Genomic DNA, 23,443 nt, shown 5'->3' with positions numbered 1-23,443 from the left:
GAACCGCGTTGATCCAATCGCGAGCAAGCCCGCTCCCACACACTTACATCCAGCCCAGCCAGCTCCAGTAGGTTGCACCAAACAGCAGCATCAGCAAGTACCCCACCGCCGTCACGACCAACCCGACTTTGGCGAACTGTTTGGCAGTGAAAGTCTGCGTGCCCAGGCACACCATATTTTGCGGGGCGTTGATCGGCAGGATAAAACCGTAGCTGACCACAAAACCCAGCAACATGGTCATGCCCAGGCGGTTGAATTCGCCCGGCAAGGTTTGCAGCACCGCGATCAATATCGGCAGCAGCGCCGAGGTCAACGCCGTAGCACTGGCAAAGCCCAGGTGAATCAAGATTAAAAACGCCCCCAGAATCGCAAAGATCCCCAGCGGCCCTACCTGATCCAGCCCGGTATTGGCCACCACCTGCCCGCCCAGCCACTGCCCGGCCTGGGTGGTCAGCAAGGCCGTGCCCAGGCTGATGCCGACCCCGAACACAATCACCGTGCCCCACGGAATGCGTGACTGCACATCTTTCCAGGTCATCACGCCAAAGCGCGGCAGCAGCAAAAACACCAGCCCGGCATAAGTGGTCGAGGTGGTGTCAAAACTGTGCAGTTTGCCCTCAGTGGCCCAGGCCAGCAGCAAGGCGATCGACACGCCCATCAGGCGCTTCTGCGGTCCGGTCATGGGGCCCAGTTCGGCCAGTGATTTTTCTACCGCCTCTTTGCCGCCGGGGATGCTGTCGCTTTCCGGCGGCAGCATTTTCAGGACCACGAACAACAACACCGCGGACATGATGATGGCCCAGGGCGCACCGGCAATCAGCCAGTCGAGCCAGTTCACCCGGGCACCGAGCATCTTGTCCATAAAGCCTACGGTCAGCAGGTTTTGCGCGGCTGCCGTCTGAATGCCGACGTTCCAGATACTGGTGCCCTGCGCCACGACTATCATGATCCCGGCTGCGATGTTCGAACGCTTGTCCACACCAAAGGCCAGGATCACCCCCATCATGATCGGCACTACGCAGGCACTGCGCGCCGTGGCACTGGGCACCACCAGGCTGAGCAGGATGGTGACCGCAATCGCCCCCAGCAAAATGCGTCGGGTGCTGGTGCCGATACGCGACAAGGTCACCAGCGCAATGCGCCGGTCAAGGCCGGTATGGGTCATGGCCGCAGCGATAAACAGAGCGCCCGCCACCAGTGCCAGGGCGGCATTGGAAAACCCGGTCAGGGCCATGGTGATTCCGGCAGAGGTGCCGTAGAGCTTTGAAGGGTCTGCCAGGGTGGGCGCCATGCCGATCAGGAACGCCATCAGGGACGTGATCATGATGGCGCTGGCTTCGTACGACACCGCTTCAGTGATCCACACCACCACGGCAAAGGCCAGAATCGCCAGCATCCGATGGCCGGCCACCGGCAGGTCAGCAGGCAATGGCAGCAACAGAATGCCGATCATGACCAGGACAGCTATCACCAGACCAATGGGGAGTTTTGCTTTTGCCGTAGCCGGCGTGGGGCTGGTTGCAGGCGCATTCATGGCCATCTCCTTGAGCTTGAAAACCCGTGGAGCATAGGCCAGGAACCTGAGACGGGCTTTGATATTGATCAGCTCAGAAGCACCCTCACCCCAGCCCTCTCCCGGAGGGAGAGGGAGCTCGATCGGGGGATATTTCAGATATTCGCCAATCTGACGGTAATGAGTTGAATCCAGCAACAACTCGGTCAGTCCCCTCTCCCTCCGGGAGAGGGTTAGGGTGAGGGGGCTTTCGGCTACTGGATCTTGTAGTGAAAGGTATTGCGCACCCCCGGCACCGTCACTGCCTGGCCATCGACCATGCGCGGCTGATAGCGGAATGTTGCCGCCGCCGCCAGTGAAGGACGAATAAATGCAGGGTGACAGTTGCCCACCACTTTGGGGTTGTCGACCTTGCCCTGCGGCGTCACCGAATACTCCACCGTGCAATCGCCCTGAATGCCCTTGTCCAGTGCCCGTTGCGGGTAGTCCGGGGCTTGTTTGCTGATGGGCAGGTACTGACGCACATCCGCCGCCGCAGCGGCCTGTTGCGCTCGGTGGGCATTATCCGCCGCTGCAACCCGGGCCTGTTCCGCCACGGCTTGCTGACGCTGGGCCTCAACCTGTTCGGCGCGCTGCTGCGCGGCTTTTTGTTGCTCCACTTGCGCCAGCTTCTGCTCCTCCACACGTTTGCGCGCCAGCGCCGCCTGTTCCAGTTTGCGCGCCTGGATCTGCGGGTCCACTTTAGGCTTTACCACCTCGGGTTTTGCCTCCACCACCGGCGGCGCCACTACAGGCAGCGGCTCAGGCGCAGGCGGCGCAGCGACCGGCTCGGCGGGCAGCATCACCAGCCGGGTTTTCAGGGTCGAGGGCGCAGGTTCCGGCAGCGACTGCTCCATGCTCCAGCCCAGCACCAAAAAAGCCACCACGGCACTGTGCAGGGCCACAGTGACCACCAGCGCCTGGCTATCACGCCATACCCGCGTCCACGGCAACGGCTGCGCCTGCACCATCGAACCATGCATCAACGCGGCACTCACTGCGGGGCCTCGGTCACCAGCCCCAAGTTGCTCACGCCACCTTGCTGAAGAGCCGCCATTGCCTTGACCACGCTGCCATACCCCGCCTCGTTGTCGGCGCGGATATACACCTGGGTGTTGCTGTCCTGCGCCACCACCTGGCCAATCTTGGCCTGCAATTCTTCTAGACTCACGGCGCTGTCGGTCTGGTTCCTGGTGTCCAGTTCACTGCCCAGGTTCCAGTAGTAACCGCCTTCAGCCTTGACCGACAGGGTGAGGATTTTTTGCTGGCTGTCATTGACCAGGGCTTCACTGGCCACTTTCGGCAGTTCGATTTTCACCCCCTGGGTCAACATCGGCGCGGTCACCATAAAGATCACCAGCAGCACCAGCATCACGTCGATGTAAGGCACTACGTTCATTTCGGCCTTGGGCCCGTGTTTGCGCTGTGGTCGAGCTAGCATGTTGAAACTCCCTTTCAAGCGACGGCGGACATGTTCCGCGAACCGGCATGCAGGCTGCGGTACAAGCGCATCTGCACTTCATTGCCCAGGCTGTAGTAGCGGGTCAGCAGGGTCTGGCCACGGGCCGAAAAACGGTTGTAGGCAATCACTGCCGGGATCGCCGCAAACAGGCCGATGGCGGTGGCGATCAGGGCTTCGGCGATGCCCGGGGCGACGGTGGACAGGGTCGCCTGCTGCACCTGGGACAGGCCGATAAAGGAGTTCATGATCCCCCACACCGTACCGAACAGGCCGATATAGGGGCTCACCGAGCCCACGGTCGCCAAAAACTGCAGGCCTTTCTCCAGGCGGATCTCCTGCTCGCTGATGGCCACATACAGCGCCCGTTCCACCCCTTGCATCACGCCTTCGGTATCCACACCCGGCTGCTGCTTGAGCTGGGCGTATTCACTGTAGGCCGCGACAAACACCTGCTCGGCACCCGCATCTTCCTGGCTGGCGTCGCGGCTTTCGCGGTACAGGGCATTGAGCTCGCCCTGGCCACGCAGACGCTGGGCAAAGCTGTCCATGTCGCGCTCGCTGCGGCGCAGGATGGCGCTGCGGCGCACAATCAGAAACCAGCTCAACAGCGAAGCCAGCAGCAGGATCAGCATCACGCCCTTGACCAGCAGACTCGCGTCGCTGATCAGGCCCCAGATCGTCATATGTTCCATGGTTGCGTGCATGTTGTTGCTCCAGTAAAGGGATTTTTATAAGCGTCTTAAATGACCGGGTTATGGCAAGTGCAGCGCCTTGGCCACTTCCGTCCAGGGGATGTACTTGAAGTTCTGCGCCTGCTCGGGCATGCGCTTGCGACCGTCCTGCACCACCAGCATGCCTTTGCTCCACGGGCCGCCGAGGTTGGCCGAGGTCACTTCCAGGCCATCGGTTTCCGACGCGCCATCGATGCCCGCCGCCGCATTGACCCCCACCCGGAACGTACCGCGCAGGGCATAAGGCGGCTCGGCATCGACCACCACATAGCTGTCGTTGCCCTGGCTGGAGATCACCAGGTAGTTGTCTTTTTCGGTCTGGTACAGGCCCATGCCTTCGATGTCGTCATGCACTGGCCCGCCCACCTTGATCACGCTGGTCAGCGTGGCCGGTTGATCCGGTCGGGCATCCAGCGCCCACACCGCCACATCCTCTTCACCGAGGAACAGACGCTGATTGCGGTCGTCGGCCACACAGCCTTCGGGCTGGGTTTGCACCTTGAACTGGCGCACCAGTTCGCCCTCAACCTTGTCACCCTTGGCGAACAGGCGGTGCTGCACGAAGGTGCCGTCCTTGTCGTTGGCAAAGCTGTAGATGTCGCCCGACGGTGCCTTGAACAGGCACAGGCCGTAGATGTCGGTAACCGACGTGGCAATCTCGCCCGCGGCCTGCACTGTGCCGGTGGCGCGGTCGATGCTGAACACGCTGAGGCTGTTGTGATCGCGATTGGTCGCCACGGCCAGATCCACAGTGCGCCCGCCCAGCTCGAAGCCCGGCCGTACATCGACGTTGTTCAGCCGCCCGACCGGCAGATGCTGCACGCGCTTGCCCTGCAGGTCGTACACCTCAAGGCCCTGCTGCTTGTTGGTGCCCAGCACCCGGCTCAGGGCCGGGGTTTGCGGGTGAACCCAGATGGCAGGGTCATCGGCGGCATCGCCCTGGCTCATCACCACTTCGGTTTGCACCGCGGGATTTACGCTGACCAGCACAGGGGGCAGGCTGGCCGGTGTGGCTTTCCAGGCCAATGCGCCTTCGTACAACTTGTTGCTGGCACCGTCCTGTACCAGCAGTTGCAGGCCTTGCGGCGTCTGGCGCAGGGCCAGATGCTCAGGCTCGGTGACCCCGGCCAGCGTCAGGCTGGCCACGGGGGCCCAGGCCTTGCCCTGTTGCTGATACAGATTCAATTGTGCCGCCTCGGGATCGAGGCCGAGCATGCCGCCCGGCACCAGCACCATGTCCCCGGCGGATTTTTTCAGGTTGCCAAATGGCTCGACCATCGCCACCGGCACGCGCTCGACGTCGGCCTCGGCATGTGCCGGGTAGGCCCACCAACCGACATTCTCTTCGTTGACGAACAGAGTCTGCGCGCCGTCATCGACCTTGCAGAACTTGGCCTGCGGCGGCAGTGGCAGGCTGCGCACCAGCAGTGGCGCGGGCAAACGCCGGCTGTCAGCCGCCACCAGCCACTGTTCGCCCTTGCCCTCTTCGCCCACGGTAAACAGGTAGATATTGCTGGCGTCATCCTGGTACAGGCACACGCCATTCACCGCATAGTCCCGGGCAGGCAGATAGGACGGTGCCTGCCATTGATGGCTCTTGGGGTCGAGGTTGAACAGTGCGACCTGCTGCTTGTCCTTGTCATTGCTGGCCACCAGCACCTGATCACCCAGTGCGCGGCTGTCCAGCCCGGCAAAGGCGCCCTTTACCCGGCTCAGGGTGTTGCCCTGTTTATCCAGCAACAGCAGGCCTTCACGCTTGCTTGCCGCCAGGCGTTCGTCACCCGTGCCATTGGGCAAGAAACCCAGGGCCTGGGCCTTGCTGGTGGACCATTGCTGCAAGGCCGGGGTGGCAATATCGGGGGCTGCCTGCACGCTGCCTGCGGTCAGGCAGGCCAGCAAGGGCAGGAAGCGGGGTTTGCGTTTGAACAAATAAGTCATGGGTAATGCAATCCATAAAAAATGGGGGTAAGGCCTGGTCTGTAGTCGCTGCCGAAGGCTGCGAAAAAGCCTCGTGCAGCTTTTGGAGAACGGGTTGTTGCGCAACCCTTCGCAGCCTTCGGCAGCGACTACAGTGATTTGCCCAGCGCTTAAAAATGGGTGTAGGTCAGGCCCAGCGAGTAGGTCGGGCCGTATTCTTCGTACTGGTTGTTGAAGCGGCTGTTGCCGCTGTACATGAAGTACGGCTGGTCTGTGAGGTTCTGGGCGTCGAACTTGATTTGCAGATTCTTGGTCAGCGAGTAGCGGGCGCTGAAGTCAACAAAGGTCTGGGCATCGACATAGGTGTCATGGGCCTTGTCGTTGACCCCGGCCAGTTCGTAGAGGTAGTCCGACTTGTAGTTGGCCGACAGGCGCAGGCTCAATTTGTCGTCTTCCCAGCCAAGCATCAGGTTGCCAACGGTCTTGGACTGGTTGGGCAAATCGATATCGCGCTTGAGGCTGGCTCCGGTCGCTGCGTCAACGCCCTTGATACTGGCATTGGAGCGGCTGAACGTGCTGTTGGCGCCCAGGATCAAACCGTTCCAGGGTGACGGCAGCCAGTCGAACTTCTGCGAGTAAGCCAGTTCCAGGCCATAGAGCTTGGCGCTGTCGCCGTTGGCATAGCTGTGGGCTTCGGTGAAGTCGACCCACTCGCCGCTGCCGGCGAGGTCGTTGTTGTAAACGAAGTTCTTGATGTCCTTGTAGAACAGGAACGCCGATACCGTGCCCGCCTGCCCCATGAAGTGCTCAATGCCAAGGTCGAAGTTGCTCGATTCCAGCGGCTTGAGGTCGGGATTGCCGAACTCGGCCGTGTCGTCTTCGATCACAAATCCCGGGGCCAGTTGGCCAAAGGTCGGGCGCACCACGGTGTTGGTCCAGGCCGCACGTACCTGGGTGTTTTTCGCCAACTGGTAACGGGCATGCAGCCCTGGCAGCCAGTGGTGGTAATCGCGCTTGGTGTCCTGGTCTTCAAAGACGCCATCGCGCACGCCCGTACCCTTGGCCTCGAACTCGGTGCCCTCGTAGCGCATGCCGGCAATAAAGCGCCAGTCATCGATATCGACGGTATTCATCAGATACGCGGCGTTGATGTCTTCGCGCATCTTGAAGTCATTGGCCCGCGAGTCTTGCTCGTTGTAGAAGTCGTCGCGATTCAGGCCGCCAATCAGGTCCTTGATCGCGCCGCCGCTGATGCCCGGGCCGTACTGACCAAGGTTGTAGTGCAGGTTGCCCTTGTTGAACGCATTGAGGCTCAGTTGCTCGTCGCTGAAACCCAGGTCGGAAAAGTCCTTGTAGGTCCAGGCATTGAGGTCGTTGTCCTTGTTGCGCCGGCTGACCTTGCCGCCGAATTTGACCTGGGAGGCATAGCCCTGCACGTCGTAGTCGCGGGCCAGGTCCAGGCGGATGTTTTTCTCGGTGTCCTTGGTGTGCTGCTCTTGCCAGTCCACCTTGTCGAGGCTGAAGTTGGTCGGGTCATAAAAACCTGCGCCAATGATCGGCCGCGGTTTTTCGGTGTCGTAAAAACCACCGTTGCCAATGCTCGAACTGCCCTTGAAGGTGGCGCCAGCGATGCCGCCCGGGTTGTCTTCGCTGGACTCGCTGTAACCGGCCTGGCCGCTCAGGGTCCACAGGCCCATGGTGCGTTCGCCGCCGAAGACGTAGGACTGGATCTCCTGGGTTTCTTCGCGCTGCTTGAGCTTGCGTTTGGTCTTGGTTTTGCCCACCTCGTCTTCGGCCTGGGGGTCGGAGAACTCAAAGGCCGTGGAGTTGCGGGTTTCGTTGTCTTCAAAGCGGCTGTACAGCGTGCGCAGGTACAGGCTGGTGTCGTCGTCGGGCTTGTAATCGAAGTTGAGGCCGCCACCGGTACGCTCGCGGCTGATTTCATAAACGCGCTGTTCAAAGCTGTTCAGGCGTGCGCCATCGGTAAAATCCCAGTCGCCGCCGGTTTCGACGTTGTCGGAGCGAAAGTCACGCTTGTTCCAGCTCAGGGCTGCGGCCACACCGAAGTTGTCGACACCGTCGCCCAGGCTGAAACGGTCGCTGATGGCGCCCGACACCTTGGGGCTGGTCTTGTGGCTGTTCTTGTTGTATCCGGCCTCGGTGCTGCCAGTGAAGAACAGGCCGTCATGGTCGAAGGCCGAGAGGCTTTGTACGTCCACCGTACCGCCCAGGGAGTTGGCGTCCATATCCGGGGTCAGGGTTTTGATCACCGACAGCGACTGCACCAGCTCCGAGGGCAACACATCCAGGGCCACGGCGCGGCGGGCGCTTTCCGGGGACGGTACCAGCGTACCGTTGATGGTCACGCTGTTGAGGTCCGGCCCCAGGCCGCGCACGCTGACAAAGCGTCCTTCGCCCTGGTCACGCTCGATGCTGATGCCGGGCAGGCGCTGCACGGCCTCGGCGACGTTGGCGTCGGGCAACTGCGCCACGCCATCGGCATGCACCACGCTTTCGATGGTGTCCGAGTTGCGTTGTTGCTTGAGTGCCTTGTCCAGGCTGACGGCCTGACCGACCACCTCGACGTGTTCAGTGGCACCGATGGCCGATGTCTCGGCGGCGCTCAAACGCTCGCTGGCGATGGCCAGGGCCAATGCACTGACCGTAAAGCCGACCCACTGCGCCTTGCTGCGACACTTGTACATGTTGGTGCTCCCCCAAAATCGCACGTCAGGCCGGGCAAATGGCCCGACAACTTGGGAGCGAAAGCTAGGGTCGGCGGATGACAGAGCTGTGACAGTGTTCGGCGAAACGCCCGAAACAGAGGGTTTTACGCGGTAAAACAGGGGTAAATGAGCTGATTTGACCTGATACCCATAAAACTCTTAAACCTGTAGTCGCTGCCGCAGGCTGCGAGATGGCCCGCAGGGCCTTGCCTTTCTATCCATGAGCACAGGGGCGCTACGCTCCCCATCGCAGCCTTCGGCAGCGACTACAATAACGGTGCGCATGTTTAACTTTTTTTGCACAACACACCTGAGCTGATTCGACCTGCAAGCCCCGTCATACAGCTGTCACACCACTCTGCTCTGCTGACCGGCAATAGGTTTGGGTAGAACTGTGATGACTTGGTTAAACATCCTTAAACACCATCGCTACAAGCTGGGTTTACTGCTGCTGGCTGCCAATGCCGCAGTGCTGCTCAACCTGGCCTTCGGCACCCCCAAAGCCTTCAGCGAGTGGAACTGGCTGGATATCCTCGGCGAAGGCGGCACCGCCCTGTTTATGCTGTTCTGGCTGGGGCTGGTGATTAAAAGCCGACCCACCGGGAGGGTCACCAACTACCTGGCGTACGGCCTGTGCTTTATGTTTTTTTCCTGGTGGGTGGATGTGCTCGACGAATTTATTCGCCTGCCCAAACATATCGGCTGGGATCACTGGATGGAGTCGGCACCCATGCCCATCGGCATGATTCTGCTGACCATCGGCCTGTTTCATTGGCACCGCGAGCAGCAGGCAATCAACCAGCAAATGGAGAAGCGCGAGCGGGTATTTCGCGAGCACCGGCTGTTCGACAAACTGACCCCGCTGGGCGGCGCCGAATACCTCAAGCGTCAGGTCAGCGACTGCCTGGCGCAAAGCATCGAGCAGCAACAGCCGCTGTCACTGCTGGCGTTGGATATCGACGATTTTGCGTCCATCAACCAGCATTACGGCCACGCCGAAGGTGATGCCGTGTTGCAGGCCCTCAGCCAGTTGCTGCTGCTCAACCTGCGTCGCCACGACTTGCTCTGCAGGCTGGCCGGTGACCGTTTTGTGGTGTTGCTGCCCAATACCGGCGAGAGCCAGGCCCGACTGCTGGCCCTGGAGCTGCAACAGGCCGTGCAAAGCCTGGCCCACAAAACCCGTCAACATGGCGAGCGGGTCTATCTGTCGGCCAGTACCGCTGTAGTGATGGCAGTCAACGAAGCACCCGATGAGCTGCTCAAGCGCCTGAACCTGACGCTGGTGCGGGCCAAGCCGCCACGGAGCAAACGCGCATGACCCTGGACAGCCGCTGGTACGAAGCCGACAGCCGATTTATTGCCGGCCACTATCAACCCGCGACCCTGATTGATCTGGCGATGTCGCGGGATATCGACAGCCATCGCCTGTTACGCGGTACCGGACTGTTTTACGAGGATATCGTCGCCGGGCACGCGCGCCTCAGCCCCCAGCAATGCTTTGCCTTGATCGCCAACGCGCAACGTTTGCTTGAAGCCGATGACAGCAGTTTTCTGTTTGGCCAGCGCCTGTGGCCGGGGCACTACGGTCCGGCCAGCCACGCCCTGCAACAGGCGCAGAACCTGCAGCAGGCCCTGGAAACCCTGATCCATCACCGCGCCCTGCTCAGCCCCTTGCTCACCCCGCGGCTGTTGCTGGACGACAAATACGCCTATGTGTACTGGCTCGACAGTTGCGGGGCCCAGGAACAATTGCGTTTTGTGCTGGAAGCCAGCATGACGGCGCTGATGGCCATGAGTCAGTGGCTCAGCGGCGAGCGCCTGCCGTGGGAATGCAGCTTCAGCCACCCGGAACCGCGTTATGTGGAGCAGTACTGGGTACATCTGGGCGAGAACACCCAGTTTGGCTGCCAACTGGACATGATGCGCCTGCCCCGCGAATACCTGACCCGCCCCTGGCCCAACGCCTCGGCCATTGCCCGGCAAGTGGCCCATCAACAGGCTCAGGAGCAGTTGCACGGCCTGGGCTTTCGCGCCAGCCTGCTTGATCGGTTGTATGTGTACTTGCGCGACAACGCGCGGCAGGCACCGAGCCTGGAGCAAACGGCGCAGCATTTTTGCGTGAGCCAGGCCACCCTCAAGCGCAAGCTGAACAAGCACGGCACCCACTTTCAGGCCCAGCAGGATCAGGCGCGCAAGCATATGGCGCTGTACCTGTATCAGATCAAGGGGCTGAGCAATGAAGCCGTGGCCGAGTACCTGAATTTCAGCGACCCGGCGAACTTTCGCCGCGCCCTGAAGCGCTGGACGGGGTGCACGCCCAACCTGATACGGCAGTTTCTGGCGTTGTAAAAATCCGGTCGTCGTCGCTGAGGAGCGGAGCGAGGCTGCGATCGAAGACGCAGTCTTCGCAAAACGTACAGTCGCGTTCTACCTGATACACCGCGTTGAATGGTTTTGCGACGGCTGCGTCGGAGTGCCGCACCACGCCATCGCAGCCTCGCTTCGCTCCTCAGCGACTACAGGACTTCACAGCAGTTACCCCGCCAGCTCACGCAATTTGGCCAGCTCTTCAGCCCCCAGCGGGATGCCTTCGTCCAACGATTTGGCACGTTCGATAAAGCGTCGATCACCGGGCATGCGCTCAAGCCCGACGGCATGCATCTGCCGCACCAGTTCGGCGCTGCGCTGGGCAAAGCTGTTACCGCCGGACTTGCTCGGGTCGATCACGATCAGCAATTGCCCCGTCCAGGGCGTCTGCGCCCCTGGGTGTTGCGACCAGTCAAATTCGAACGAGAAGTTACCTCCCGTCAACGCCGCCGCCAGCAACTCGACCATCATCGACAGTGCCGAGCCCTTGTGACCGCCAAAGGGCAGCAAGGCGCCACCGTCGAGAATGGCTTTCGGGTCTTCGGTCGGCTCGCCCTGCTTGTCCACCCCCATACCGGCAGGCAATGAGTGACCTTTGCGGGCAGCAATTTGCACGTCGCCGTGGGCAATCGCACTGGTGGCCAGGTCGAATACGATGGGGTTGCCATTAGCGCACGGTGCGGCAAAGGCAATCGGGTTGGTGCCGAACAGGGGCTTTTGCGCACCGTGGGGCACCACGCAGGTCATGCTGTTGACCACGCTCAAGGCCACCAGGCCTTCTTCGGCAAACGGCTCGACATCGGGCCAGAGTGCCGCGAAGTGGTGAGAGTTACGAATCGCCAGCACCGCAATCCCGGCACTGCGGGCTTTTTCCACCAGCAACTCGCGGGCGGCTGCCAGCGCAGGCTGGGCAAAGCCCCCCGCCGCATCCACGCGGATAAACCCCGCAGCGACGTCTTCGACAACCGGCACCGCCTGGCCATTGACCCAGTTGCTGGCCAGCGACGACAGATAGCCCGGAATGCGGAACACCCCATGACTGTAGGAGCCGTCCCGCTGTGCCCGTGCGCAGTTATCGGCCAATACCCCGGCTACCTGCCGGGATGTGCCATGACGCTCGAAAATCCGCTGCAGCAAGGCGGTCAATTCGGCGAGGGAAAGCGACTGCGTGGAAGACATTCTGGCGCTCCAATCTGATTATTTTTGTCTGAGGCAAACTATCCTTCGATGACAGTTCTCTGTCAATTGTTGACTTAATGACAGAAAACATTCACTTTCTGCAACGCGCTGAAATAAAAACAGGAAGCAGTCGTGAGCCAGCCGATTAAACAACGCCTTGAAAGCAGTCTGTCAACCGCCGCACCTTCGGGTCGGGCGATTGCCAGCTATATGCTGGCCAATCTTTACGAGCTGCCCTTTCAGACCGCCGCCGACATCGCCAGCAAACTGGGGGTCAGCGAATCCAGTGTCGGGCGCTTTTGCCGTTCGCTGGGCTACAGCCATTTCAAGGATTTGAAAAACGATCTCAAGGACGACCTGGGCGATGGCCCGTGGCTGGTCGGTGATCGCCTGCAAGAATTCCGCCAGCAATCGAGCCAGAGCCCGCAGGCCTTGCCGCGCAGTTTCGAGCTGGAAGTCGGGGCGCTGGTCAAAGTCTACGAATACAGCCTCACGCCACAGTGGCGTGCGGTCAGCCAGCGCCTGGCCACGCGGGGCAAGGTGTTTGTCGCAGGCTTCCAGACCGAGCGCGGCATCGCCGCTTCGATGGTGCATTTGCTGCAATACCTGCGCGACGGCGTGCAACTGGTTGACGGCGCCGCCGGGCACTATGCCGATGTGCTGCTATGCCCGCCCGCCGACTGTGCCCTGGTGGTGTTTGAAGCCCGCCGCTATTCACGCCACGCCCAGTTGCTGTGCCGCAAGGCACGCGAGGCCGGAATCGAGGTCACGCTGATCACTGACACCTTCTGCGACTGGGCCGACCAGAGCGCCAATGAAGTGTTTCGCGTGCCCACCGAATTCAACCTGTTCTGGGAATCCACCGCGGCCATGCTGTCGCTGGTGCATCTGTTGATCAATGAAGTGTGCAAACAACTGGGGCCCGACGTTGAAAAGCGTCTTGAGGCAACCGCGGCCTTACACAATGAGTTCGTGGGCTACACATCCTCACCCGGATCAAAACAATAAAACGAGGTGCTAGATGAAATACGTCATTCGCTTTGCAAGTGCATGTGCACTGGTGGCCGCCGTTGCAGCCAACGCTCACGCCGATACGCTGACTATCGCCACCGAAGGCGCCTACCCTCCTTTCAACACCACCAATTCTGACGGCACGGTGTCCGGTTTTGACGTCGACATCACCAATGCCCTGTGCGAACGCATGAATGCGCAGTGCAAGATCGTTGCCCAGGACTGGGACGGCATTATTCCCGGCCTGATGGCGAAGAAGTACGACGCTATCGTGGCGTCGATGATCGTGACCGATGAACGTAAAAAGAAAATCGCGTTTACCAATCACTACTACCGCACGCCGCTGTCCATTGCCGTGCCCAAAGACTCTGATATCACCGACGCCCAGATCGACTTCAAGGGCCGCACCATCGGTGCCCAGGGCGCTGCAACACAGGGCATCTACGCCGAAGACCATTACGAAAAAGCCGGCGCCAAGCTCAATTTGTATCCGACGCTGGATGAGGCCAATGCCGAGCTGAAAAACGGCCGCGTCGATGCCGTGATTGCCGACAAATTCCCGCTGCTGGAATGGATCAACAAGGCCAGCGACGATTGCTGCAAGATCATCGGTGACGTCAACGGCACCAATGCCGACGCGGCCATTGCCGTGCGCCAGAGTGACACCGTGCTGCGCGAGCGCTTTAACAAGGCGCTGGACGAGATCGTGGCTGACGGCACTTACAAGAAAATCAGCAGCAAGTACTTCGACTTCGACATTTACTGAGTCGCCTGCCTTCGTTTGAGGGCCTCCCTGCCAATGACCCTGCCCTGCGCACGTAACGTGCGCGGTGGCTGAACTTCGGCCCACTTTTGCCCGGGGATTCGAGCATGCTCGATCAACTCTCACTTCTTTCTTTTGCCAGTGGCGGCTGGGGCTCGGCGTTGCTTGCCGGTGCGCTGGTGACCATTGCCCTGGCCTTGAGCTGCCTGCCCATCGGCTTGCCCCTGGGCCTGGCCGTAGCGGTGGCGGCACGCTCGAAAAACCGTTGGCTGCGGGCGTGGGCGACGACCTTTTCCACGGTCTTCCGTGGTTTGCCGGAACTGCTGACGCTGCTGATCATTTATTACGGCTGCCAGATCGCCGCGCAAAAAATCCTCGCCATGATGGGCTACGACGCTCAGGTCACGATCAATACCTTTGTCGCTGCCATGGTCGCTTTCAGTCTGGTATTTGCCGCCTTCTCCAGCGAGATTTGGCTGGGCGCATTCAAGACCATTCCCAAGGGCCAGTTCGAAGCGGCCTCGGCACTGGGCCTGAGCAAATTCACCACCTTTCGCAAGGTGGTACTGCCACAACTGGCACGCATCGCCCTGCCCGGCCTGTCGAACAACTGGTTGTCGCTGCTCAAGGACACCTCGCTGGTGTCGACCATTTCCCTGGTGGACCTGATGCGCCAGACCAACCTGGCGGTGAGCGTGACCAAAGAGCCGATGCTGTTCTACACCGTTGCCTGTCTGGGCTATCTGTTTTTCTCGGCGATTTCCGGGCGCCTGTTCGCCTTCCTTGAACGCTACTTCAGCCGCCATCAACGGAGCGCGCAACCATGAGCCTGGCGGAACTGCAAAACATGTTTCTCAACCCCGACCTGCTGGAGCGTTACGGCCCGCGCTTTATCGACGGGCTGTTGGTCACCGGCAAACTGGTGGCGATTTCCTTTACCCTCGGTGCCTTGCTCGGTTTGTTGATTGCCTTGGGACGCTTGTCCAGCAATCGCTTTTTGCGCAGCTTTACCGGCGCCTACGTGTACTTCTTCCGCGGCTCGCCGCTGCTGGCACAGCTGTTTTTGCTGTACTACGGCCTGGGCTCGTTCAAGGGCTTCTGGCAGGACGTGGGCCTGTGGTGGTTTTTCCGCGATGCGTGGTTCTGCACCCTGCTGGCCTTCACCCTCAACACGGCGGCGTACCAGGCCGAGATCCTGCGCGGCAGCATTCTCTCCGTGGCCCAGGGCCAGCGTGAAGCCTGCAAGGCGCTGAATCTGTCGCGCTGGACCGCCTTTCGCAAGATCATCCTGCCGCAATCGCTGCTGGTGGCCATCGGCCCGCTGGGCAACGAACTGATCCTGATGATCAAGGCCAGTGCGATTGCCTCGCTGGTGACTATTTACGATCTGATGGGCGTGACCAAGATGGCGTTCTCGCGCAGTTTCGACTTCCAGGTCTACCTATGGGCCGCCGTGCTCTACCTGCTGATCGTGGAAGTGGTGCGCCGTAGCCTGAAACTGATCGAAGGCCGCCTCGGCCGCCACTTGCAGTAGGCCCATTGTTCGGGCTGCGAACACGGCCCCTGTGTTAAGGATTTGTTTATGCACTGCGACACTATCGTTCTAGGCGCCGGCATTGTCGGCGTCAGTACTGCGCTGCACCTCCAGGCGCGCGGACGTAACGTTGTGCTGCTCGACCGCGCCACCCCCGGCAGCGGCACCAGCCACGGCAACGCCGGGCTGATCGAGCGCGCCAGCGTGATCCCCTACTCGTTCCCGCGGGAAATCTCGCGCCTGCTGCGCTATGGCCTCAACCAGCAATCGGACGTGCGCTACAGCCTCAAGCACCTGCCAAAGGCCGGCCCGTGGCTGATGAAATACTGGCAGCAATCCGCCCCCAAGCCACTGGCCAAAGCTACCCGGGCCATGCTGCCGCTGATTGAAAAATGCGTCAGCGAACACGACCTGCTGGCCGAACCGGCCGGCGTCACTGCTCTGATCGATGACAGCGGCTGGATCGAGGTTTACCGCACCCAGGCCGACTTCGCCAAGGCCCAGCGCGACGCAGCGGCCCTTAGTGAGTACAAACTCAACTACCGGGTGCTGGGCGAGCAGCAGGTGCACGCCCTGGAGCCGGGCCTGCATACCGATGTGATCGGTGGCATTCACTGGCTTGACCCCAAGACCGTCAGCGATCCGGGCGGCCTGACCCGTGGTTACGCCGAACTGTTTGTAAAGCGTGGCGGTACCTTTGTCACCGGCGATGCCACCAGCCTGCGAGCCACGGCCGGACAATGGCAGGTCGACAGCCAAAAAGGCCTGATCGTCGGCAATGAAGTGGTGGTTGCACTCGGCCCACAAGCGCGGGAGATTTTTGAACCGCTGGGTTATCGCATTCCTCTGGCGATCAAGCGCGGCTACCACATGCATTACGCGGCCAAAGACGGCCAGACCATGCAGCACCCGATTCTCGATTCGGTGGGCGGTTATGTACTGGCACCCATGGTGGGTGGCATTCGCCTGACCACCGGGATCGAGTTTGCCGACAGCGATGACCCGATCAACGAAATCCAGTTGCGCCGCTGCGAAGAACGCGCCCAGCGCCTGTACCCGTTGGGTGAGCGTGTGGATGCCGAACCCTGGCTGGGCCGGCGCCCGTGCCTGCCGGACATGTGCCCGGTGATTGGCCCTGGCAGCCGCCACAAGGGCCTGTGGTTCAACTTTGGCCATGCGCATCATGGCCTGACCCTGGGCCCGGTTAGCGGGCGCCTGCTGGCCGAAATGATGACCGGCGAAAAACCTTTCACCGACCCTGCGCCCTACAGCGCCGAGCGTTTTCACTGATCACTGGAGACACACCATGCTTGCACAACCTGCTTACGTTCATCCTGTGTCGCCAGTCACTGACACCCGCAAGGTAGTCGTGGATATCGCCGGGCTGAACAAGTACTACAGCGCCTTTCACGTGCTCAAGGGCATCGACCTGAAAGTGCGCGAAGGTGAACGCATCGTGCTGTGCGGCCCGTCCGGCTCTGGCAAGTCGACGCTGATCCGCTGCATCAACCGCCTGGAAATCGCCGAGCAGGGCCGTATCCTGATCAACGACACCGACCTGTCGCTGCCTACCCGCGAGGCAAGCAAGGTGCGCAGTGAAATCGGCATGGTGTTTCAGCATTTCAACCTGTTCCCGCACATGAGCGTGATCGACAACTGCATCCTGGCGCCGATGTCGGTGCGCGGTTTGTCGCGTAAAAAAGCCATTGAACTGGCCCAGCATTTTTTGACCAAGGTTGGCATTGCCAGCCAGGCTGATAAATACCCGAGTCAGTTGTCCGGCGGCCAGCAGCAGCGTGTGGCCATTGCCCGGGCGTTGTGCATGGAACCGAAAATCATGTTGTTCGATGAACCGACTTCGGCGCTGGACCCGGAGATGGTCAGCGAAGTGCTGGATGTGATGGTCAACCTGGCGGGCAGTGGCATGACCATGTTGTGCGTGACCCATGAAATGGGCTTTGCCCGGCAGGTGGCGGAGCGGGTGTTGTTCCTGGATGGCGGCATGGTGATCGAAGACTCGCCACCCGAAGAGTTTTTCAACGCCCCGAAAAGCCCGCGGGCCAAGGCGTTTTTAGCCCAGATCGTGCATTAAGAGCCCCTCACCCTAGCCCTCTCCCGGAAGGAGAGGGAACTAAAAGCAAAAGCAGGTCTTCGCAACACCACAAACCAGCCCCCTCTCCCTTTGGGAGAGGGTTGGGGTGAGGGTTAAAGCTGCGCCGCCAATCTCGACCCCTGATCAATGGCCCGCTTGGCATCCAGCTCCGCCGCCACGTCGGCACCCCCGATCAAATGCACGCTTTGCCCCGCTGCAACCAGGCCATCCTGCAACTCACGCAACGGGTCCTGCCCGGCGCAGATCACAATATTGTCCACTGCCAACACCTGTGGCTCGCCTTCGCCAATGCGGATATGCAGCCCTGCATCGTCGATGTTCAGGTATTCAACGCTGTTGAGCATCTGCACCTGCTTGTTTTTCAACCCGGCACGGTGGATCCAGCCGGTGGTCTTGCCCAGGCCATCGCCCACCTTGGTTTTTTTGCGTTGCAGCAGGTACACCTGACGCGCCGGTGCATGCACCTCGGGCTGGATCCCGGCAACACCGCCACGCGCTTCAAGCGCGGTGTCGATGCCCCACTCTTTCCAGAACGCTTCACGGTCCTGGCTGGTGGAAACGCCCTGATGCACGAGAAACTCCGACACATCAAAACCAATCCCGCCCGCGCCAATCACTGCGACCCTGGCGCCCACCGGCTTGCGTTGCAGGATCACGTCCAGATAGCTGACTACCTTGGGGTGATCGATGCCCGGGATCGCCGGAGTACGTGGCGCGATGCCAGTGGCCAGAATGATCTCGTCAAAACCGCCATCGACCAATTGCTGCACATCCACACGGGTGTTCAGGCACACCTCAACACGAGTGGTTTGCAGTTTGCGCTTGAAGTAACGCAGGGTTTCAAAAAATTCTTCCTTGCCCGGTACGCGCTTGGCCACGTTGAACTGCCCGCCAATCTCGCTGGCGGAGTCGAACAGCGTCACCTCATGCCCACGCTCTGCGGCCACGGTGGCCGCAGACAATCCGGCCGGGCCGGCCCCGACCACGGCGATTTTTTTCACGGCAATGGTCGGCAGGTAGTTGAGCTCGGTTTCATGGCAGGCCCGGGGGTTGACCAGGCAACTGGTCAGCTTGCCGCCGAAGGTGTGGTCCAGGCAGGCCTGGTTGCAGCCGATGCACGTGTTGATCTCGTCACTGCGACCGGCAGCCGCCTTGTTGACGAACTCCGGATCGGCCAGAAACGGACGCGCCATCGACACCATATCGGCATCGCCTTCGGCCAGAATCTGCTCGGCAATTTCCGGGGTGTTGATGCGGTTCGTGGTAATCAGCGGGACACTCACCGAGCCGCGTAGCTTGGCCGTGACCTTGCTGAACGCCGCACGCGGCACCTTGGTGGCTATGGTCGGGATACGCGCTTCGTGCCAGCCGATACCGGTGTTGATCAGGGTCGCACCTGCTGATTCGACAGCCTTGGCGAGCTGCACGATTTCTTCCCAGACGCTGCCGCCCGCCACCAGGTCGAGCATCGACAGGCGATAAATAATAATGAAGTTCGCCCCCACAGCCTCGCGCACGCGACGGACGATTTCCACCGGCAGGCGCATGCGGTTTTCATAGCTGCCGCCCCAGCGATCGGTGCGCTGGTTGGTGTGCGCCGCCAGGAACTGGTTGATCAGGTAGCCTTCGGAACCCATGATTTCGACACCGTCATAACCGGCGCTTTGTGCCAGTTTGGCGCAGGTCACGAAGTCGCTGATCTGCTTTTCGATACCCTCTTCATCCAGCTCCTTTGGCTTGAACGGGTTGATCGGCGCCTGGATCGCACTCGGCGCGACCTGGCGCGGGCTGTAGGCATAACGCCCGGCGTGAAGTATCTGCAGGCAGATCTTGCCGCCGGCATCATGCACCGCACGGGTCACGATCACATGCTTTTCGGCCTCTTCAACCGTGCTCAACTTGGCTGCGCCGCTGTACACCCCGCCTTCATCGTTAGGCGCAATGCCGCCCGTGACGATCAGGCCGACACCGCCGCGGGCACGCTCGGCAAAGTAAGCGGCCATGCGCTCAAAGCCACCGGGCTTTTCTTCCAGGCCGGTGTGCATCGAGCCCATCAGGCTGCGGTTGCGCAAGGTGGTAAAACCCAGGTCCAGCGGGGCGAGTAAATGCGGGTAGCGAGTGGCGGTCATCAGAAGGCTCCACAACGGGCGAAATCACGGAACGCGGGATGCTCTGCGGCTCCCGTCGTTGATGTGAGGCACAGTAAAGACTCAACCGACCCCACTCAATGACCCAAAGTTACAAATTATTAACCCAAATGCGCACCACCCCTTGGCAAGCCGACAGGTGCCGCCTAACCTAGAGGCCGAATTCCGCTGAAAGCTGTCCGTTCTATTTCTATGCGCAAATTAATTGGCTGCACCTTACTGATTGCCCTCGTCGCCGCTGCCGGCGGTTATGCCTGGTGGACCACACAAAGGGACGTCGGCCACTACCTCTCAGACCTGCGCATCAAGCTGGCGGTCAATGACGGCGTCAATAATGATCGCGGCAATCTGCTGGGCATCGAGCCTGATCTGTCCCCTCGCGACTATCAGAGCCTGCAACTGGTGCACCTGAAACTGGCGGCCTACCTGAACACCGCCCGTGAAGCCGGTCTGATCAACGACAAGACTGTCGTGGTGCTGCCGGAGCACATCGGTTCCTGGCTGATGTTTCGCGGAGAAAAAAGCGAGCTGTATCAAGCCGCCAATCTCAACGAAGCAATGCGCTGGCTGGCTGTTAGCAACCCGCTGGCCTTTGCTGGCGCCTGGCTGCGCGCGGACGGTGAAAGCCGGGTCAACGACGCTCACCTGCGCATGAAGGCCGACAGCATGGCTGCCGATTACCAGACGCTGTTTGGCGGCCTGGCCAAGGAGTTCGGGGTAACCCTGGTGGCTGGCAGCATTGCCTTGCCGGAGCCGCGCATTGAGCACGGCAAGCTGTTGGCCGGCAACGGTCCGCTGTACAACAGCAGCGTGGTGTTTGACCGCACCGGCGCAGCACTGGGTACGCCCCAGCTTCAGTTGCTGCCCACCTATGAAGAACAAAGCTATATCCAGCCCGGCCCCGACCATGAGCTGAATGTGGTGGATACCCCGGCCGGGCGTCTGGGCATCCTGATCGGCAGCGACAGCTGGTACCCCGAGAACTACCGCACCCTCAACGAAAAAGGTGCGCAACTGATCGCCGTGCCCGCATTTATCGTCGGTAAAATCACTTGGGACAAACCCTGGGGCGGCTACAAAAGCGTGTCCACACCCAGCGAGATCAGCCTCAAGCCAGGCGAAGTCACCGAAGGCGATGCCTGGCACCGCCTGACCTTCACCAGCAGCCTGCCCATCAGCACGGCTGAAGCGGGCGTCACCGTATTCCTGCGCGGCAAGTTCTGGGACAAACACAGCACCGGCCAGGGCTTTGTCAGCCGCAACGGCCAGACCAGCCCGGACCAGCCCGGCAGCGGTGCACGGCTGCTGAACCTCTGGTTATAGAATGATGAAACCGCTGCCGATGCGCCTGGGCGATTTATCGGTCGGATTTGTCCAGGCCCTGGCCGACGCCGTACGCAGTTGCGGCCATGACCCGGCCCCCCTCCTCGAGCAGTTCGGGCTGGACCCGGCCCGACTGGCCCAGCCCCTGGCACGCCTGTCGATACCGCGCTACATGCGCCTGGGGCATGCGGCGATCGTCTTGACCGGCGAGCCGGCACTGGGCCTGCGCATGGGTCAGCTCAGCCGCCTGGGCCAGATCGGCCTGGCCGGTGTTACCGCAGCCCAGGCCCCCACTGTACGTGAGGCTGCACGCACCCTGATCCGTTTTGAGGCCCTGTACGGCTCCAACTATCGCGGCCAGTCGAGCCTGCACGAAGACGCCCGGGGGGCATGGCTGCGGTTCTATTCCATCAGCCCTTACAACGCCTATAACCGCTTTGTGGTGGACTCGATCATCAGTGGCTGGTTGCAACACCTGTCAGCCGTCGCGGCACAGCCCTTGAGCTGTGAGCACATCGACATTGAATTCAGTGAGCCCGAATACGCGCAACACTACAGCGCGCTTGGCAGCACGACCCTGCAGTTTCGTGCCGAAACCAACCAGTTGCGCCTCAACCACGCCACGCTCGACCTGCGCAACCCGCAACACTGCCCCAGCACCTGGGCCTACCTGCTGCAACTGTGCGAGCGCGAACTGGAGCAAATGACCCGCACCCGCAGCTTGCGCGAGCGCATCACGCAGTTGCTGGGGCCATTGCTCAATGGTGGCCGTGAACCCGACCTGGAAGAAGTGGCGGCACGCCTGAAGCTGCCGACCTGGACTTTGCGCCGCAAGCTGGCCGAAGAAGGCACGCAGTTTCGCGCCATTCTCAATGACACACGACGCGACCTCGCCATGACCTATATCCGCGATACGGAGCTGGCCTTCGGCGAAATCGCTTATTTGTTGGGGTTTGCCTCAGCCGAGGCGTTTCAGCGGGCTTTCAAGCGCTGGAATGCGCAAACGCCGGGAGAATACCGGCGTCGTCAGCGCCAAACTGCCTGATGCCGCACCGGGCTCAAAGCTCGGTTGCATCGTCGGCAGGTTCCAGCGGGTCCAGTTCAAAGGCCTGGTACTCAAGCAGCTCTTCCTGATAGTCGTCCATTGCAGCATCCCTTTTCAGTCTGTTCGTTTAAGTGCCAGAGCATAAAGCGCCCGCATGAAGGAAAAATGACACCTTCGCGGGCGCTGTCAAGACTCTTTAATAAACGTAGCAGAGCTTTTGAGATTTACTGCACAGTTATGGAACGGTGGAAGGCTCTGCAATGGCAGGTACAGGGGTGATTGCAGGCTCGATTGCAGGCGCTGTCGGCTCAGGTACCACTGTGGCCGGTTTGACGTCCAGGGGCTCGCTCACAGGGGCAGGCTGGGCCTGGGCAGGAACGGCCGGCGATGCAACTGGCGCGGGCACCACAGGCTCGCTGACCGGCACCACGACAGGCACTGCAGGGGCAACGACCGGTTCAACTACAACAGCTGGCGCAAGGTCTTGTGCCTTGACTTCAGGCTTGAGCGGCGCAGCCTCGGGCACTCCCAGGTCAGGCTTGGGTTTTTCAGGAGCACGGGGGGCCTTTTCTACTTCTTTGGGCTTGGGCAGGAACACTTCGACCAGGCCAAAAAAACGGTCATAGAACTGCGCCGAAGACACCGTCTCGCTGGCGACTTTGACCATCGAATCATCGGTGGAGCCAATCGGCATCGACACCGAACCCAGCACCCCGACACCCAGGCTGGCAGAGTTGTTGACTTTCTTCAGTGCATAACGGTCCTGCAGCGCATTGGCAAACATGGTGGCGTGATGCTCAGAACCGCCATCATCGGCACACACAATGTTGAAGCTGATTTCCAGATGGCTTTCGCCGGTTTGCTGGAAGCTCTTGTGGCCGCTGATCATTTTCGGGTCGTTGCTGGTGATGATATAGCCCTGGCTGAGCAAGGCGCGCCGCGCAGCTTCGCAGGCAGCCTTGTCGGTCACCGGGTAATTGCGCGAGAACGTACCGGAATCATCGAAATTCTCATGCTCGTAGATTGCGGTTTTCTTCGATGAACAACCTGCGAGTCCAGCCAGCACGAGGGCGACTACAACGGCACGCACGGGAAATGACATAAGCATTGAAGATCCTGAAGAGAACGGTACGGGGCGTATTGTGCATCAAGTGGTGATAATCGCGGGCAGTTTGTCGCGTCTGATCCTGGATCGCGGCCTGAAACCGCATTCGCTCCCACAGTGACTGGGACCGTACAAAATCCCGGGCACAAAAAAAGCGACCCTTGGGTCGCTTTGTTTGTAGCTTCAGAGAGTTCAAGGGCTCTGAAGCAAATATGGCGCAGCGGACGGGACTCGAACCCGCGACCCCCGGCGTGACAGGCCGGTATTCTAACCGACTGAACTACCGCTGCGTATCGCTCGGACTTGCGTCCGTTTGAAACTTTTAAAACCTGTGATTGAAGAGCTTCGGTGCTTTTCAATCGCAAACCAGGCGAGCCTGATTTGTACAAATATGGCGCAGCGGACGGGACTCGAACCCGCGACCCCCGGCGTGACAGGCCGGTATTCTAACCGACTGAACTACCGCTG

The 23,443-nt window shown here is 60.7% G+C and carries 19 protein-coding genes and 1 tRNA gene; 10 read left to right on the top strand and 10 right to left on the bottom strand.

The annotated features are described in order from the left end of the window. Positions 1 to 43 precede the first annotated feature (43 nt). The 6 genes from CJU81_RS13250 to CJU81_RS13225 all read right to left on the bottom strand — a co-directional run bounded on the left by CJU81_RS13250 (position 44) and on the right by CJU81_RS13225 (position 8,367). Entirely contained in the window at positions 44 to 1,534 is a 1,491-nt protein-coding gene (locus tag CJU81_RS13250) for a DASS family sodium-coupled anion symporter (RefSeq protein WP_095036996.1), read from the bottom strand. A gap of 233 nt (positions 1,535 to 1,767) precedes the next feature. Further along, the gene (locus CJU81_RS13245) at positions 1,768 to 2,550 is read right to left on the bottom strand and encodes a TonB family protein (RefSeq protein WP_095036995.1); all 783 of its coding nucleotides are present in this window, start codon (positions 2,548 to 2,550) and stop codon (positions 1,768 to 1,770) included. Next, the gene (gene tolR, locus CJU81_RS13240) at positions 2,547 to 2,993 is read right to left on the bottom strand and encodes a protein TolR (protein WP_095036994.1); all 447 of its coding nucleotides are present in this window, start codon (positions 2,991 to 2,993) and stop codon (positions 2,547 to 2,549) included. The genes CJU81_RS13245 and tolR overlap by 4 nt, the downstream gene beginning before the upstream one ends. A gap of 14 nt (positions 2,994 to 3,007) precedes the next feature. Further along, a complete protein-coding gene (gene tolQ / locus CJU81_RS13235) occupies positions 3,008 to 3,718 on the bottom strand; it encodes a protein TolQ (RefSeq protein ID WP_095036993.1) in 711 nt (236 codons plus the stop codon). Positions 3,719 to 3,766: 48 nt separating this feature from the next. Continuing rightward, positions 3,767 to 5,683 (bottom strand): phytase, encoded by a 1,917-nt coding sequence (locus CJU81_RS13230; protein WP_095036992.1) that lies wholly within the window; start codon positions 5,681 to 5,683, stop codon positions 3,767 to 3,769. Positions 5,684 to 5,832: 149 nt separating this feature from the next. Further along, positions 5,833 to 8,367 (bottom strand): TonB-dependent receptor, encoded by a 2,535-nt coding sequence (locus tag CJU81_RS13225; RefSeq protein ID WP_095036991.1) that lies wholly within the window; start codon positions 8,365 to 8,367, stop codon positions 5,833 to 5,835. Positions 8,368 to 8,785: 418 nt separating this feature from the next. On the opposite strand from CJU81_RS13225, the gene CJU81_RS13220 reads away from it, so the two are divergent. Beyond that, positions 8,786 to 9,706: a GGDEF domain-containing protein gene (locus CJU81_RS13220; RefSeq protein WP_095036990.1), complete on the top strand. Its 921-nt coding sequence runs from the start codon at positions 8,786 to 8,788 to the stop codon at positions 9,704 to 9,706. Next, complete coding sequence (locus CJU81_RS13215) at positions 9,703 to 10,737, top strand: AraC family transcriptional regulator (protein ID WP_095036989.1); 1,035 nt, start codon at positions 9,703 to 9,705, stop codon at positions 10,735 to 10,737. The genes CJU81_RS13220 and CJU81_RS13215 overlap by 4 nt, the downstream gene beginning before the upstream one ends. A gap of 186 nt (positions 10,738 to 10,923) precedes the next feature. On the opposite strand, the gene CJU81_RS13210 is transcribed toward CJU81_RS13215, so the two are convergent. After that, positions 10,924 to 11,934 (bottom strand): Ldh family oxidoreductase, encoded by a 1,011-nt coding sequence (locus tag CJU81_RS13210; protein WP_095036988.1) that lies wholly within the window; start codon positions 11,932 to 11,934, stop codon positions 10,924 to 10,926. 132 nt (positions 11,935 to 12,066) lie between these two features. Between CJU81_RS13210 and CJU81_RS13205 the strand changes: the two genes are divergently transcribed. The 6 genes from CJU81_RS13205 (at position 12,067) to CJU81_RS13180 (ending at position 17,334) form a co-directional block, all read left to right on the top strand. Next, positions 12,067 to 12,942: a MurR/RpiR family transcriptional regulator gene (locus tag CJU81_RS13205; RefSeq protein ID WP_095036987.1), complete on the top strand. Its 876-nt coding sequence runs from the start codon at positions 12,067 to 12,069 to the stop codon at positions 12,940 to 12,942. A gap of 13 nt (positions 12,943 to 12,955) precedes the next feature. Next, positions 12,956 to 13,711 carry a transporter substrate-binding domain-containing protein gene (locus tag CJU81_RS13200; protein WP_016780527.1) on the top strand — a complete coding sequence of 252 codons (756 nt, stop codon included), beginning with the start codon at positions 12,956 to 12,958 and terminating at the stop codon, positions 13,709 to 13,711. A gap of 104 nt (positions 13,712 to 13,815) precedes the next feature. Next, positions 13,816 to 14,535 (top strand): ABC transporter permease, encoded by a 720-nt coding sequence (locus CJU81_RS13195; protein WP_095030992.1) that lies wholly within the window; start codon positions 13,816 to 13,818, stop codon positions 14,533 to 14,535. Beyond that, positions 14,532 to 15,242 carry an ABC transporter permease gene (locus tag CJU81_RS13190; RefSeq protein WP_095036986.1) on the top strand — a complete coding sequence of 237 codons (711 nt, stop codon included), beginning with the start codon at positions 14,532 to 14,534 and terminating at the stop codon, positions 15,240 to 15,242. Before CJU81_RS13195 ends, CJU81_RS13190 begins: the two co-directional genes overlap by 4 nt. A 48-nt stretch (positions 15,243 to 15,290) precedes the next feature. After that, positions 15,291 to 16,532, top strand: coding sequence for an NAD(P)/FAD-dependent oxidoreductase (locus CJU81_RS13185; protein ID WP_095036985.1), 1,242 nt, complete (start codon positions 15,291 to 15,293; stop codon positions 16,530 to 16,532). Between the two features lie 16 nt (positions 16,533 to 16,548). Continuing rightward, complete coding sequence (locus tag CJU81_RS13180; protein ID WP_095036984.1) at positions 16,549 to 17,334, top strand: amino acid ABC transporter ATP-binding protein; 786 nt, start codon at positions 16,549 to 16,551, stop codon at positions 17,332 to 17,334. Between the two features lie 113 nt (positions 17,335 to 17,447). Here CJU81_RS13180 and CJU81_RS13175 read toward each other — a convergent pair whose 3' ends face one another. Further along, entirely contained in the window at positions 17,448 to 19,484 is a 2,037-nt protein-coding gene (locus CJU81_RS13175; protein ID WP_095036983.1) for an oxidoreductase, read from the bottom strand. A gap of 210 nt (positions 19,485 to 19,694) precedes the next feature. Here CJU81_RS13175 and CJU81_RS13170 point away from each other — a divergent pair, with 210 nt between their 5' ends. Together CJU81_RS13170 and CJU81_RS13165 are read left to right on the top strand one after the other, a co-directional pair. Continuing rightward, on the top strand, positions 19,695 to 20,825 hold the full coding sequence (locus tag CJU81_RS13170; protein WP_095036982.1) for a carbon-nitrogen hydrolase family protein: 1,131 nt from the start codon (positions 19,695 to 19,697) through the stop codon (positions 20,823 to 20,825). Positions 20,826 to 20,829: 4 nt separating this feature from the next. Next, positions 20,830 to 21,870 carry an AraC family transcriptional regulator gene (locus CJU81_RS13165; RefSeq protein WP_095031001.1) on the top strand — a complete coding sequence of 347 codons (1,041 nt, stop codon included), beginning with the start codon at positions 20,830 to 20,832 and terminating at the stop codon, positions 21,868 to 21,870. Positions 21,871 to 22,105: 235 nt separating this feature from the next. Here CJU81_RS13165 and CJU81_RS13160 read toward each other — a convergent pair whose 3' ends face one another. Beyond that, positions 22,106 to 22,978, bottom strand: coding sequence for a DUF2242 domain-containing protein (locus tag CJU81_RS13160; RefSeq protein WP_095036981.1), 873 nt, complete (start codon positions 22,976 to 22,978; stop codon positions 22,106 to 22,108). Positions 22,979 to 23,188: 210 nt separating this feature from the next. Next, positions 23,189 to 23,265: transfer RNA gene (locus tag CJU81_RS13155), tRNA-Asp, on the bottom strand. Between the last annotated feature and the right edge of the window lie 178 nt (positions 23,266 to 23,443).

Origin of the sequence: Pseudomonas fragi (assembly GCF_002269505.1) — a bacterium.
Classification (GTDB): Bacteria; Pseudomonadota; Gammaproteobacteria; order Pseudomonadales; family Pseudomonadaceae; genus Aquipseudomonas; species Aquipseudomonas fragi_D.
This window is presented reverse-complemented; position numbering and strand designations above follow the sequence as displayed.